This is a genomic window from Modestobacter versicolor (assembly GCF_014195485.1).
In the GTDB taxonomy this organism is placed as follows: Bacteria; Actinomycetota; Actinomycetes; order Mycobacteriales; family Geodermatophilaceae; genus Modestobacter; species Modestobacter versicolor.
This window is the reverse complement of sequence record NZ_JACIBU010000001.1, coordinates 3,567,265-3,580,214: the sequence shown is the minus strand read 5'-3', so window position 1 is coordinate 3,580,214 and position 12,950 is coordinate 3,567,265. Positions and strand designations below refer to the sequence as shown.

General features: G+C 76.0%; 13 protein-coding genes and 1 tRNA gene. 7 read left to right on the top strand and 7 right to left on the bottom strand.

Annotation, left to right across the window (positions count from 1 at the left end; genetic code table 11):
- Positions 1–67: 67 nt before the first annotated feature.
- A complete protein-coding gene (locus tag FHX36_RS17520; RefSeq protein WP_183513950.1) occupies positions 68–2,824 on the top strand; it encodes a S8 family serine peptidase in 2,757 nt (918 codons plus the stop codon).
- Between the two features lie 9 nt (positions 2,825–2,833).
- Here FHX36_RS17520 and FHX36_RS17515 read toward each other — a convergent pair whose 3' ends face one another.
- Both FHX36_RS17515 and FHX36_RS17510 read right to left on the bottom strand, forming a co-directional pair.
- On the bottom strand, positions 2,834–3,826 hold the full coding sequence (locus FHX36_RS17515; protein WP_258372750.1) for an RNA polymerase sigma factor: 993 nt from the start codon (positions 3,824–3,826) through the stop codon (positions 2,834–2,836).
- Between the two features lie 174 nt (positions 3,827–4,000).
- Positions 4,001–4,408, bottom strand: coding sequence for a YciI family protein (locus FHX36_RS17510; RefSeq protein WP_110552408.1), 408 nt, complete (start codon positions 4,406–4,408; stop codon positions 4,001–4,003).
- 184 nt (positions 4,409–4,592) lie between these two features.
- On the opposite strand from FHX36_RS17510, the gene FHX36_RS17505 reads away from it, so the two are divergent.
- Positions 4,593–4,663 (top strand) — tRNA-Gly (locus FHX36_RS17505).
- A gap of 33 nt (positions 4,664–4,696) precedes the next feature.
- Here the strand turns inward: FHX36_RS17505 and FHX36_RS17500 are convergent.
- On the bottom strand, positions 4,697–5,590 hold the full coding sequence (locus FHX36_RS17500; protein ID WP_110552407.1) for an SDR family oxidoreductase: 894 nt from the start codon (positions 5,588–5,590) through the stop codon (positions 4,697–4,699).
- A gap of 137 nt (positions 5,591–5,727) precedes the next feature.
- Between FHX36_RS17500 and FHX36_RS17495 the strand changes: the two genes are divergently transcribed.
- The gene (locus FHX36_RS17495; protein ID WP_110552406.1) at positions 5,728–6,636 is read left to right on the top strand and encodes a LysR family transcriptional regulator; all 909 of its coding nucleotides are present in this window, start codon (positions 5,728–5,730) and stop codon (positions 6,634–6,636) included.
- Positions 6,633–7,184 carry a GNAT family N-acetyltransferase gene (locus tag FHX36_RS17490; protein ID WP_110552405.1) on the top strand — a complete coding sequence of 184 codons (552 nt, stop codon included), beginning with the start codon at positions 6,633–6,635 and terminating at the stop codon, positions 7,182–7,184. Before FHX36_RS17495 ends, FHX36_RS17490 begins: the two co-directional genes overlap by 4 nt.
- 4 nt (positions 7,185–7,188) lie before the next feature.
- Here FHX36_RS17490 and fdhA read toward each other — a convergent pair whose 3' ends face one another.
- On the bottom strand, positions 7,189–8,415 hold the full coding sequence (fdhA, locus tag FHX36_RS17485) for a formaldehyde dehydrogenase, glutathione-independent (RefSeq protein ID WP_110552404.1): 1,227 nt from the start codon (positions 8,413–8,415) through the stop codon (positions 7,189–7,191).
- Positions 8,416–8,588: 173 nt separating this feature from the next.
- Between fdhA and dhaK the strand changes: the two genes are divergently transcribed.
- The 3 genes from dhaK to dhaM are packed head-to-tail and all read left to right on the top strand — an operon-like array spanning position 8,589 to position 10,647.
- Positions 8,589–9,590, top strand: coding sequence for a dihydroxyacetone kinase subunit DhaK (gene dhaK / locus FHX36_RS17480; protein ID WP_110552403.1), 1,002 nt, complete (start codon positions 8,589–8,591; stop codon positions 9,588–9,590).
- Positions 9,591–9,592: 2 nt separating this feature from the next.
- Positions 9,593–10,231, top strand: coding sequence for a dihydroxyacetone kinase subunit DhaL (gene dhaL / locus FHX36_RS17475; protein ID WP_110552402.1), 639 nt, complete (start codon positions 9,593–9,595; stop codon positions 10,229–10,231).
- A 5-nt stretch (positions 10,232–10,236) separates the two neighbouring features.
- Positions 10,237–10,647 (top strand): dihydroxyacetone kinase phosphoryl donor subunit DhaM, encoded by a 411-nt coding sequence (gene dhaM / locus FHX36_RS17470; RefSeq protein ID WP_110552411.1) that lies wholly within the window; start codon positions 10,237–10,239, stop codon positions 10,645–10,647.
- A gap of 6 nt (positions 10,648–10,653) precedes the next feature.
- Here the strand turns inward: dhaM and FHX36_RS17465 are convergent, their stop codons facing one another.
- The 3 genes from FHX36_RS17465 to FHX36_RS17455 all read right to left on the bottom strand — a co-directional run bounded on the left by FHX36_RS17465 (position 10,654) and on the right by FHX36_RS17455 (position 12,940).
- A complete protein-coding gene (locus FHX36_RS17465) occupies positions 10,654–11,019 on the bottom strand; it encodes a YciI family protein (protein ID WP_110552401.1) in 366 nt (121 codons plus the stop codon).
- A 93-nt stretch (positions 11,020–11,112) separates the two neighbouring features.
- Entirely contained in the window at positions 11,113–12,141 is a 1,029-nt protein-coding gene (locus tag FHX36_RS17460) for a type III polyketide synthase (RefSeq protein WP_110552400.1), read from the bottom strand.
- Positions 12,142–12,247: 106 nt separating this feature from the next.
- The gene (locus FHX36_RS17455) at positions 12,248–12,940 is read right to left on the bottom strand and encodes a methyltransferase domain-containing protein (protein ID WP_110552399.1); all 693 of its coding nucleotides are present in this window, start codon (positions 12,938–12,940) and stop codon (positions 12,248–12,250) included.
- Positions 12,941–12,950: the final 10 nt, after the last annotated feature.

The window sequence follows — 12,950 nt, the reverse complement described above, 5'->3', positions numbered from 1 at the left end:
GGGGCGCCGAGGACGCCGATCCCCTCCGTTCGAGCGCCCTGCGTGGGCGCGTCCGGAGGAGGACCGCGTGGGTGTGCTGGCGAGCGGGCGACGGGTGCGTGCCGTCGCGGTGGTGGCGGCTGCGCTGACCGGGTTCGGCGGCGCGGCCGCGGTGGACGCCCTGGCCGACCCGGCGCTCGCCGTGGCCGACGGCTACGGCACCGGTGACGGGCTGACCCGCTACGTCGTCACGGCTGCCTCCGGGGACGCGACGCCGGAACTGCTGGCGTCCCTGGCCGAGCTGGACGGCGTGGCCTCGGCCCAGCGCCTGTTCGACGGCACCGCGCTGGTGGCCACGGCGGGCGTGCCCGCCCAGCGGCTGCGCACCGCCCCGGGTGTGGCCGCCGTCGAGCCCTCGCCGTCGGTGCCGGTGCTCGGCACGGCGTCCGACCCGCTCTACGCGCCCTACGGCTGGCACCTGGAGAACACCGGCGCCAACGCGTACCAGCAGAGCCCGGTGCGGGCCGACGCCGACATCGACGGCTCCGACGGCTGGGACGCCGCCACCGGCGCCGGCGTGGTGGTCGCCGTCGTCGACACCGGCTACGACTCCGACCACCCCGACCTGGCCGGCGCGCTGTGGACCAACCCCGCCGAGGCCTGCGGCGGGGCGGACACCGACGGCAACGGCCTGGCCGGCGACTGCCACGGCTGGAACTTCGCCACGAACAGCCCCGACGTCGACAACGGCACCGGCGGCAGCCACGGCACGACGGTCGCCGGCGTCATCGCCGCCCGCAAGGACAACGCGGCCGGCCTGGCCGGCGTCGCTCCCGAGGTGACGGTGATGCCGCTGGTCGCCGGTTCCGGCGAAGGCATCGACGTGACCCTCGGCGCGCAGGCGATCCGCTACGCGGCCGACCACGGCGCCACGGTGGTCAACGCCTCTTGGGGCGGCGCGATCACCGGCTCGGCGCTGGCCACGCTTCGCTCGGCGGTGGCCTACGCCGCGTCCAAGGGCGTCCTCGTGGTCGCCGCGGCCGGCAACGACTCCGGCAACCGGGACAGCTCCATCGTCTACCCGGCCAGCCTCACCGAGGCCAACGTGCTGACCGTCGGTGCGTCCACCGCGAGCGACACGGTGAGCGACTTCTCCGGCTACGGCGCCACCTCCGTCGACCTCTTCGCCCCCGGGACGCTGGTCGCGACCACCTGGAACGACGGCGGCTACCGGCTCACCTCGGGCACCTCGATCGCCGCCCCGCAGGTGGCGGCCGCCCTCGCGCTGTACCGGGAGACCATGCCGAGCGCCACGGCGGACCAGCTGCGGGCCGCGCTGCTGGCCGACGTCGACCCGATCGTCGCCTTCCAGGGCCGGTCGGTCAGCGGTGGCCGGCTGAACGTGAGCGACCTCGACCCGGCCGCCACGACGGCGGTCGGCTACCGCTTCACCGGCATGTCCGGTCCGGCCGGGCAGCTCGCCCCGCAGGTCCAGGTCAGCGCGCCCGCCGCGGCCGGCAGCTACGCCGTCACGGTCGGGCTGGGCATGGAGCACGGCGGCGAGGTGTGGGCGCTGGCCGGCACCCCCGTCGAGCTCGACGGGACGACGCTGACCACGGACGACGCCGGTCAGGTCACCGTCCCCCTCGGCTCCCTGCCCACCGCCGACGGCGTGACGGTGTCCCCGACGGTCGACCTGCTCGAAGGCCGGTACGCGCTCAGCGTGCAGCTGCTCCGCGACGGCGCGGCCTTCGGCAGCAGCTACGCGGCACCGCTGCTGGTGGGCGACGTCGGCGTCCCGGGCACCGGCGGCTCCGGCGGCTCCGGCGGCTCCGGCGGCTCCGGCGGCTCCGGCGGCTCCGGCGGCTCCGGCGGAGACAGCACCCCCGGCACGGGCACCCCCGGCACCGGTTCCGGCTCGTCGCCGGGGACCGGTACGGGCTCCGGTACGGGCTCCGGCCCGGGCTCCGGGTCCGGCGCCACGCCGGGCAGCGGCTCCAGCGACCCGGGCTCCGGGTCCGGCGCCACCGACCCGGGCACGACCGACCCCGCCGCTCCCGGCACCGTCGACCCGGGCGACAGCACCCCGGGGACCGGCACCACCGACCCGGGCACCGACCCCGGCACCACCGACCCGGGCACCACAGACCCGGGCACCACCGACCCGGGCACGACCGACCCCGGTACGACCGACCCGGGCACGACGCCCGGCACCGGTGGTGGCGCGGGGACGCCCCCCGGTGGCTCCGGCAGCCCGGGCACCGGTGACTCCGGGACGCCCGGCGCACCCGTCGTCGTCACCTACCCGGAGGTCGGGCCGTTCGGCATCACCAGCATCTCGCCCGCGGTGGTCGGCACGGCCGGGGGCACCCAGGTCACGATCACCGGCACGAACGTCCCGGACGGCGTGCGGGTGCGGATCGGCGACTCCCGGGCCGCGACCGTCGTCCGCTCCAGCAGCACCTCGGTGGTCTTCGTCGCGCCGGCGGTGGTCGCCGGCGTCTACGACGTCCACGTCTTCGACGCGACCGCCACCTCCACCGTCGTCCTCACCGACGCGCTGACCTACGTCGAGGCCGCGAGCGGCGGGTCCACGCCGGGGAGCGGCGCGGGCGCGGCTCCCGGCACCGGCTCGGGCGGTGGGTCGACGCCCGGCCCCGGCACCGGCTCGGGCGGCAGCAGCCCGGGCACCGGTGCGGGCGGCGGGTCGGCCGGGGGCGTCCCGCCGGTCACCACCGTCGGGCCCCAGGGCCAGCGGCTGGTGCGGTCGGCGGCGTTCGGCTCGCTCGGCGCGTCGTTCTGGACGGTCGACTGCAGCACCAGCTGCCGGGGCGTCCGGCTCTGACCGGTCCGCTCAGGCCTCCGCCGCCCGGCCGCGCAGCTCCGCGTTGAGCCGGGCGGCCTGCCGGGTCAGGTGGTCGCGCTCCCGGAGGTCGGCCGCGGCCCGGGCGGCGTCGGCGTAGAGCCGCGCCGCGGTGACCGGGTCGCCGTCGCGCTCGACCAGGTACGCCCGGACGGCGGTGTGCCGGGGCAGGGCCGGGTCCAGCCCGGCCAGCGCCGCCAGCCCCGCCCGGGGGCCGTCGGCCTCGCCCACCGCGACCGCCCGGTTGAGCCGGGCGACCGGGCTGCCGGTGAGCCGCACCAACTCGTCGTACCACTCGACGACCTGCACCCAGTCGGTCTCCGCCGCGCTGCGGGCGTCGGCGTGCAGGGCGGCGATCGCGGCCTGGGCCTGGAACTCGCCCAGCCGGTCGCGGGCCAGCGCGGCCTGGAGCACCTCCACCCCCTCGGCGATCAGCTGGGTGTCCCACCGTCCGCGGTCCTGCTGGGCCAGCGGGACGAGGCTGCCGTCGGGCGCGGTGCGGGCGGGGCGTCGCGCGTGGTGGAGCAGCATCAGCGCGAGCAGCCCGGCCACCTCCTCGTGGTCGGTGCGCGCCGCCAGCTGGCGGGTCAGCCGGACGGCCTCCGCGGCGAGGTCGAGGTCGCCCGAGTAGCCCTCGTTGAAGACCAGGTAGAGCACGCGCAGCACCGTCGTGACGTCGCCCGGGGAGTCGAACCGCACGCCGGAGACGGTCCGCTTGGCCCGGCTGATCCGCTGGGCCATGGTCGCCTCGGGCACCAGGTAGGCCCGGGCGATCTGCCGGGTGGTGAGGCCGCCGACGGCGCGCAGGGTGAGCGCGACGGCCGAGGCCGGGGTCAGCGACGGGTGGGCGCAGAGGAAGTACAGCTGGAGCGTGTCGTCCACCTCCGGGCCCGCCCCGGGGAGCGGCTCGCTCTCGACCCGCACCTCCCGACCCCGGCGGGCGGTCTCGGCCCGGACGGCGTCGAGGAACTTGCGCCAGGCCACGGTGACCAGCCAGCCCTGCGGGTCCCGCGGCGGGTCCGGCCGGCCAGACCCGCAGCGCCTCCACCAGGGCCTCCTGTACGGCGTCCTCGGCTGCCGCGAAGTCAGCTCCGCGGCGGCCGAGGACCCCGATCACGGTGGGGGTGAGCGCCCGCAGCAGGGCCTCGTCCACCGTGGTCACTCCGTGACGGTCGGCGGCTCGCCGTAGAACGGGCGCACCTCGAGCCACTCGTGGATCGGCTCCCCACCGGCGCCCGGTGCCGCGGACAGCTCACCGGCCAGCTCGACGGCCCGCTGCTGGGAGTCCACGTCGATGATCATCCAGCCGGCGATCAGGTCCTTGGTCTCCGCGAACGGGCCGTCGGTGACAGGCGGCCGCCCCTCGCCGTCGGAGCGGACCCACATGCCCTCCGGCGAGAGCGCCTGCCCGTCGACGAACTCGCCGGTGCCCTCCAGGCGGTCGGCGAAGTCCTGCATGTACTGCACGTGCGCCGTGACCTCCTCCGGCGTCCACTGGTCCATCGGCACGTCGTTGGCCGCCGCGGGCGCGCCCCGGTAGTGCTTGAGCAGCAGGTACTTGGCCATCTCGATCTCCTCGGTCCGGTACGGCCCATCGTGGCCGTCTCCGACCCTGGGACGGAACCGGGTGCCGGTTCTCGACATCGCCCCGGCTCCCGCCTGGCGGTCCTGGTCCGACACCGCCCGTGTACGATCTCCGAGACCGCTCACCGAGTGGCAGGGCCTCTGGCCGTGCCGGTCGGCGGGCCCTGCGGGTGTAGTTCAATGGTAGAACATCAGCTTCCCAAGCTGACAGTGCGAGTTCGATTCTCGTCACCCGCTCTCCGCCGCTGACCAGGCCGTTCGTCCGCCAGGTCACGCATACCGGCCCGCCGCCAGGTCCGCCAGCAGCGAGGGCCCGGCCGGCCGCCAGCCCAGCATCTCCTGGGTCACCGCGCCCGACGTCGGGTTGTCGATCGCCGCGAAGTGCCCGATCCAGCCGAAGTGCTCGGGGGCCTGCTCCCGCGGGACGCTGACCGCCGGCACACCCAGCTGCCGGCCGATGGCCTCGGCGATCTGCCGGAACGGCACGCCCTCTTCCCCCACCCCGTGCAGCCGGGTCCCCGCCGGCGCCTGCTCCAGCGCCAGCCGGAACAGCCGGGCGGCGTCCTCCCGGTGCACCGCGGGCCAGCGGTTCGCCCCGTCGTCCACGTACCCGGACACGCCCGTCGTCCGGGCGACGCCGACGAGGGTCGGCACGAACCCGTGCCGGTCGCCGTCGCCGTGCACCGACGGCGGGAGGCGCACGACCGAGGCCCGCACGCCCGCGCCGGCCAGTTCCAGGGTGGCCGCCTCCGCGGCGTTGCGGTGCGCTCCGGGTGCGCCGGGGTCGGCGGGGTCGGCCTCGGTGCCCAGCCGGCCCGGCGGGAGCACCGCCGTGCCCGAGGTGACCAGGAAGGGGCGGTCGGAGCCGGCGAGCGCGGCACCGATCGTCCGGACGACGGCCAGGTCGGTGCGACCGGCGGCCGCGATGTCGGAGAAGTCGTGCTTGTAGGCGGTGTGGACGACGCCGTCCACGGTGGCCGCGGCGGCGGTCAGGCCCTCCGGGTCGTCGAGGTCGCCGCGGTGGGCCTCGGCGCCCGCGGCCACCAGCGCGGCGGCGGCGGGGTCGGAGCGGGCGAGGCCGACGACGGAGTGACCCGCGGCCAGGAGCTCACGGACGACGGCGGAACCGATGTAGCCGGTGGCGCCGGTGACGAACACGCGCATGCTGCGCTCCTCGGTGGAGAGACGGGGTGGTGCACCCACCGTGCGGCCGGCGCCCGCACCCCGTCCAAGGCCTGTTCCGCACGTGGCAATGCGTCTGGGGCATGACCGCTGCTGGCGACGGGGGCTACCGTCGGGTCATGACCGAGCCGCCGGTGGACCTGGACCTCCGGCTGGTGCGCTACTTCGCCGCGGTCGCGGCGCACCGGCACTTCGGCCGCGCCGCTGCGGAGCTCCGGGTCGCCCAGCCGTCGCTGAGCCGGCAGGTGCACCGCCTCGAGCAGCAGCTCGGCGCCCGGCTGCTCGACCGCACCCCGCAGGGCAGCACGCTGACCGAGGCCGGCGAGGTGTTCCTGCCCCGCGCCGAGGCGCTGCTGCGCTCCGCCGCCGAGGCCGCGGCGTCCACCCGGGCCGCCGCCGAGCCGAGCCGGCTCACCGTCGGCTACACCACGCGGCTGATCGTCACCCCGGCCGTGCGGCAGCTCCGCCGGCGGCACCCCGGCGCCGAGGTGCGGGCCCTGCACCTGGCCTGGGCCGACGTATCCGCGGCGCTGCACGACCACCGGGTCGACGCGGTGGTCGCCCGGCTGCCGTTCACCACCGACGGGCTGCACGTGACGGTCCTGTACGACGAGCCCCGGGTGCTGCTGGTGCCGCTCGACCACCGGCTGGCCGGCAAGGAGGAGGTGACCCTGGACGACATCGCCGACGAGCCGCTGCCGCGCCTGCCCGACCAGGAGTGGAACGCCTTCTGGCGCATCGACCCCCGCCCCGACGGTCGGCCGGCGCCGGACGGCCCGCTCGTGGCCGCCGTCGAGGACAAGCTCGAGGTCATCGCCGACGGGCAGGCCGTGGCCATCGTGCCGGCCGGCATCCTGGGCGGGTCCTTCCGGCCCGACCTGACCACGGTCCCGCTGGCCGGCGTCGACCCCAGCCACGTGGTGGTGGCGACCCGCGCGGACGACCGCAGCCGGCTGGTCGCCGGGTTCCGGGCGTGCGCGCAGGCGCTGCTCACCGGGCCGGACCCGGCGGGCTCACCCGAGGCGTGAGCACCACCCCGGCCGTCACCCTGCGGACGGCGGCCACCGCCGACCTCGCCCCGCACGGGCTCACCGCGGTGCGCGGGCTGCTCGACGCCGCCTTCGCCGGGGAGTTCGCCGACGACGACTGGTCGCACGCGCTGGGCGGCGTGCACGTGCTGGCGACCGTGGACGGCGAGCTGGTCGGCCACGCCTCGGTCGTCGTCCGGCAGCTGGTCGCCGGCGGTCGCACGCTGCGCACCGGGTACGTGGAGGCGGTCGCGACCGCCGCCCACCAGCGCCGCCGGGGCGTGGCGTCGGCGGTGATGACCGAGGCGGAGCGGCTGGTCACCGGCGGCTTCGAGCTCGGCGCGCTCTCGGCCAGCGAGGAGGCGGCCGCCCTCTACGCCGGGCGGGGCTGGACGGCGTGGACCGGCCCGACGGCCGCGCTCACCCCGGACGGCGTCGTCGACACCCCGGACGAGGGCGTGTTCGTGCAGCCCACCCCGTCGACCCCGGCACCGCCGGACACCGCCGGGAGGCTGGTGTGCGACTGGCGCCGGGGCGACCTGTGGTGACGGGTCAGGCGGCGCGCTTGCCGACCAGCCCGTGCGGGTCGATGACGTACTTCTTGGCCGCGCCGGAGTCGAACTCGGCGTAGCCCTGCGGCGCCTCGTCCAGCGAGATGGTGGTGGCGTTGACCGCCTTCGCGATCTGCACCTTGTCGGCGAGGATCGCCTTCATCAGGCCGAGGTTGTAGCGCATCACCGGGCACTGCCCGGTGGTGAAGGAGAGCGACTTGGCCCACCCCGTGCCGAGCGACAGGGACAGCGCGCCGACCTTGGCGGCCTCGTCGATGCCGCCGGGGTCACCGGTGACGTAGAGCCCGGGGATGCCGATCGACCCACCGGCCGCGGTGACCTCCATCAGCGAGTTCAGCACCGTCGCCGGCGCCTCGGTGCCCGACCCGTCGCCGTGGCCGCGGGCCTCGAAGCCCACCGCGTCGACGCCGGCATCGACCTCCGGCACGCCCAGGATCTGCTCGATCTGGTCCTGCGGGGCGCCCTTGGACACGTCGACGGTCTCGCAGCCGAAGCTGCGCGCCTGCGCGAGCCGCTCCTCGTTGAGGTCGGCGACGATCACCACCGACGCCCCCAGCAGCTGGGCGCCGACCGCGGCGGCCAGCCCCACCGGCCCGGCGCCGGCGATGTACACCGTGGACCCGGGCTTCACCCCGGCGGTCACCGCACCGTGGAACCCGGTCGGGAAGATGTCCGAGAGCATGGTCAGGTCCAGGATCTTCTCCATCGCCTGGTCCTTGTCCGGGAAGCGCAGCAGGTTCCAGTCCGCGTACGGCACGGTGACGTACTCGGCCTGCCCGCCGACCCAGCCGCCCATGTCGACGTAGCCGTAGGCCGCGCCGGGGCGGGCCGGGTTCACGTTCAGGCAGATCCCGGTCTTGCCCTCCTTGCAGTTGCGGCACCGCCCGCAGGCGATGTTGAACGGCACCGAGCACAGGTCGCCGACCTCGATGAACTCGACGTCGGACCCCTTCTCGACGACCTCGCCGAGGATCTCGTGGCCGAGCACCAGGTTCGGCGGCGCCGTCGTCCGGCCGCGGACCATGTGCTGGTCGCTGCCGCAGATGTTGGTGGTGACCACCTTGAGGATCACGCCGTGGTTGAGCTTGCGCCCCACGTTCGCCGGGTTGACCCCCGGCCCGTCCTGCAGTTCCAGCTTGGGGTAGTCGGTCTCGTGCACCTCGACCTTGCCCGGCTCGATGTACGCGACGCCTCTGTTGCCGGCCATCTGGGAGCTCCTCGCTGCTGGGGGACAGTGCGCCCGAGTGTGCTCCGGATCACAGCTGGCGTGCACCCCCGCGCATGTGGCAGCTGGGCAGTCCGACGATGCGGAACCGGCTCCGTTGCTGTGCGACCTGGATCACTCCTACGGTGCTCACGCCCCCACCGACAGGAGCACCGATGAAGAAGCTCATCAACGACCCGGCCGACGTCGTCAGCGACGCCCTGCGCGGCATCGCCGCCGCCCACCCGGAGCTGCGGGTCGACCACGAGAACCGGATCGTCTTCCGCGGCGACGCGCCGGTGCAGGGCAAGGTCGGGCTGGTGTCCGGCGGCGGCTCGGGGCACGAGCCGATGCACGGCGGGTTCGTCGGCCCCGGCATGCTCGACGCCGCGTGCGCCGGCGAGGTGTTCACCTCCCCCGTGCCCGACCAGATGGTCGCCGCCACCCAGGGCGTCGACGGCGGCGCCGGGGTGCTGCACATCGTGAAGAACTACACCGGCGACGTGATGAACTTCGAGATGGCGGCCGAGCTGGTGGCCGCCGAGTCCGGCACCGAGGTCGTCTCGGTGGTCACCGACGACGACGTCGCGGTGCAGGACAGCCTCTACACCGCCGGCCGCCGCGGCGTCGGCGTCACCGTGCTGGTGGAGAAGCTGGCCGGCGCCGCCGCCGAGCAGGGCCGGCCGCTCGCCGAGGTCGCCGACGTGGCCCGCCGGGTCAACGCGCAGGGCCGCAGCATGGGCATGGCGCTCACCTCGTGCACCGTGCCCGCGGCGGGCAAGCCGACCTTCGACCTGCCCGAGGGCGAGATGGAGATCGGCGTCGGCATCCACGGCGAGCCCGGCCGGCGCCGGGTGCCGGTGGCCCCGGCCCGGGAGATCGCCGAGATGCTGGTCGAGCCGGTGCTCAGCGACCTGGACTTCACCGGCGGCGACGGCGTCATCGCCTTCGTCAACGGCCTTGGTGGCACCCCGCTGATCGAGCTCTACCTGATGTACGCCGAGGTCACCGCCGTGCTGGAGAAGGCCGGCGTCACGGTGGCCCGGTCGCTCGTCGGCTCGTACATGACCAGCCTGGACATGGCCGGCTGCACGGTGACCCTGCTCAAGGTGGACGACGGCCTGCTGCGGCTGTGGGACGCGCCCGTGCGCACCGCCGGGCTGCGGTGGGGGGTCTGAGCGTGGCGGACCAGCTCGACGTCGCCGCGCTCGGGGCGTGGGTCCGGGAGTTCGCCCGCTCGATCGCCGAGCACAAGGACGCGCTCACCGAGCTGGACTCGGCCATCGGCGACGCGGACCACGGGGCGAACATGGACCGCGGCATGTCCGCCGCCGTGGCGGCGCTGGAGGAGAAGCCCCCGGCCGACCCGGCGGCGCTGCTCAAGCAGGTCGGGATGACCCTGGTCAGCAAGGTCGGCGGGGCCAGCGGCCCGCTGTACGGCACGTTCTTCCTGCGGATGGCCGGCACCCTGGGGCCGGACCCGGCGGACGCGGAGACCTTCGGCCGGGCCGTGCGGGCCGGCCTGGACGGCGTGATCGCCCGGGGCAAGGCCGAGCCGGGCGACAAGACGATGCTCGACGCGCTCGCCCCCGCCTGCGACGCCCTGGACGCCGCGCTGGCCGCCGGGCAGCCGCTCGGCGAGGCCCTGGCGGCCGCCGCCCAGGCCGCACGCGACGGCCGGGACGCCACCGTGCCGCTCGTCGCGCGCAAGGGCCGGGCCAGCTACCTGGGTGAGCGGAGCGCCGGGCACCAGGACCCGGGCGCCACCTCGACGGCGCTGCTGCTGGACGCCGCGGTCGCGACGCTGAGCGGGCGGTGACGCCGGTGCCGCAGGTGGGGCTGGTCGTCGTCTCGCACAGCCGCCCGCTGGCCGACGCCGCGGTCGAGCTGGCCCGGCAGATGCTGCCCGGGCGGGAGCTGGCGATCGAGGTCGCCGCGGGCACCGAGGACGGCGGCCTGGGCACCGACGCGGTCGCGATCTCCGCGGCGATCGGGGCGGCCGACTCCGGCGACGGCGTCGTGGTGTTCATGGACCTGGGCAGCGCGGTGATGTCGGCCGAGACGGCGCTGGAGTTCCTGGACGACGACGTCCGGGAGCGGGTGGTGCTCAGCCCGGCCCCGCTGGTCGAGGGGCTGGTCGGTGCCGCGGTGGTGGCCGCCGGCGGCGGCGGCCGCGACCGGGTGGCCGCCGAGGCGCTGCTCGGCCTTGCCCCCAAGCAGGCCCACCTGGGCTGACCCGCCCTAGTCCGGCACCTCCTGGAAGGCGCGGACCTCGATCCGCGCATCGAGCGCGTGGGAGGCCTTCGCGGCCCAGGCGACGGCCGCGTCCTGGTCCGGCGCCTCCACCACCCAGAAGCCGCCGAGGTACTCCGGCGCGTGCGTGAACGGCCCGTCGGCGAGGGCCAGGTCGTCACCCCGGTGGTCGACGGTGACCGCCGTCGACGGTGGGTGCAGCCCGCCGGCGAAGACCAGGGCGCCCGACGCCTCCAGCTCGGCCATGAAGGCGCCGGCCGCGGCCAGCGCGGCCTCCAGCTCGGCCGGGTCCATGGTCGCCATCGTGGGCTCCTCGGCCGAGTCGTGCGGCATGGACAGCAGGTACTGGGTCACCGTGGTTCCTCCGGGCTCGCCGCGGCGGCCCTCGTGGCCGCGCTCACGAGGAGAGGACCCGGTCGGCCGCCCGATCTCATCGGTGGGGGGCAGTCAGGCGGGCAGCAGCAGGGTGGCGTAGAGGGTCAGACCGGGGCCGAAGGCCATCGCGACCACCGGGCCGTCGACGTCGCCCAGCTCCTCCAGCACCAGCAGCACGGTCGCCGACGAGCAGTTGCCGTGCTCGGCGAGCACCCGGCGGGAGGCGCCCATCTGCTCCTCGCTGAGCCCGAGCTGGTCGCGGACGACGTCCAGGATCCGCGGGCCGCCGGGGTGCACCGCCCACCCCGCGACGTCCTCGACGCGCAGGCCGGCCTCGGAGAGCAGCTCCTCGACGACACCGCCGACGTGCCGGGCCAGCACGTCGGGCACCCGGGGGGACAGCCCCATCCGGAACCCGAGGTCGGTGACGTCCCAGGTCATGTGGTCGGCGGTGGCGTGGTCGGTGCGGGCCACCATCCCGGCGACCCGCCGCCCGCGCCCGGCCCCGGGCTCCAGCACGACCGCCGCGGCGGCGTCGCTGAACAGCGCGTGCGTGACCACCTGCTCCAGGTCGGCGACCGCGGGCTGGACGTGCAGGCTGGTGAGCTCGAGGCAGAGCAGCACAGCCGGACGGGACCGGGCCGTCACGAAGTCGCTGACCGCGGCGATCCCTGGCAGCGCGGCGTAGCAGCCCATGTGGCCGATCAGCAGCCGCTGCAGGCCCAACGGCATGCCCAGGTCGCTGGCCAGCCGGATGTCCAGGCCGGGGGTGGCGTACCCGGTGCAGGTGGCGACGGCGAACAGGCCGACGTCGCCCGGGGCGAGCCCGGCGGCGTCCAGCGCCCCGGCGACCGCCTGCTTGCCCAGCGGCATCGCCTCGGTGATGAACCGCTCCATCCGGGCGCCGGTGCCCCACTGCGAGACGTCCTCGTCCACCGGGTTGACCACCGCGTGCCGCCGCCGGGTGCCGGCCGCCCGGAACACGCGCTCGGCGGCCCGGAGCCCGGCGTACTTCTCGGCGAAGTACCCGTCCCAGACCTCGCCCTGCTCGTAGGTGGCCGGGAGCGCGTGCCCCGCACCGGTGACGACCGCCGCCGTCACCAGGCCGTTCCCAGCGCGCTCGCCCAGCGGGACCCCGGCTCGATCATGTCCCGACCGTACGTGCGGGATCGGGGCCGCGCCGCTCGGCGGTGCACCACCGAAGTCGTCACCGGAGCGTCCCCAGACCGGCGAAGAGCACCGTGGTGAGCCGGATCTCCCGCATCCGCACCACCGGCAGGCGACCGCGCCGCCAGGCGACGAGGTCGCGGACCGAGGGCCGCAGCCCGACCAGGCGGAGGTCGAGGCCGACCTCGCGGGCGGCGGCCAGCAGCCGGCGGCGGTCGACGAACAGCGCCGGGTCGTGGATGCCCGGCGGTGGGCCGCCGGGCAGCCGCTCGGCGATCCGGACGGCGATCAGGCCGGCCAGCCGGGTGCGGGCGATGGCGTCGATGACCAGCGTCCCCCCGGGCTTGAGCAGCCGGGCGCACTCGGCGATCACCTGGACGTCGTCCTCGACGTGCTCGAGCACCTCCCCGGCGACGACGACGTCCGCGCACCCGTCGACCAGCGGCACCGCGAGCACCGAGCCGCCCACCGGGGCGACGCCGTGCTCCCGGGCCACCCGCAGCCCGGCGAGCCCGAGGTCGACCCCCACGTGGCGGTACCCCAGCCGCGCCACGTGCGGCGCCATGAGACCGCCGCCGCAGGCGAGGTCGACCAGCACCGCGTCCGGGCCGGGGGCCGGTGGCACCCGCTGGGCGCGGGACGCGGCCAGCCAGTGGAGCATCGCGAACCCCCCGGACGGCTCCCACCACTCGTCGACGAGGTCGTCGTACTGGGTCGGGTCGTTGCGGAGCACCGGCAGGACG

Coding starts and splice junctions, on each gene's coding strand:
- FHX36_RS17510 (WP_110552408.1), bottom strand. CDS start 4,408: ATGGCCAAGTACCTGCTGCTCAAGCACTACCGGGGCGCGCCCGCGGCG.
- FHX36_RS17500 (WP_110552407.1), bottom strand. CDS start 5,590: ATGCGCGTGTTCGTCACCGGCGCCACCGGCTACATCGGTTCCGCCGTC.
- FHX36_RS17495 (WP_110552406.1), top strand. CDS start 5,728: ATGACCGAGCCGCCGGTGGACCTGGACCTCCGGCTGGTGCGCTACTTC.
- fdhA (WP_110552404.1), bottom strand. CDS start 8,415: ATGGCCGGCAACAGAGGCGTCGCGTACATCGAGCCGGGCAAGGTCGAG.
- dhaK (WP_110552403.1), top strand. CDS start 8,589: ATGAAGAAGCTCATCAACGACCCGGCCGACGTCGTCAGCGACGCCCTG.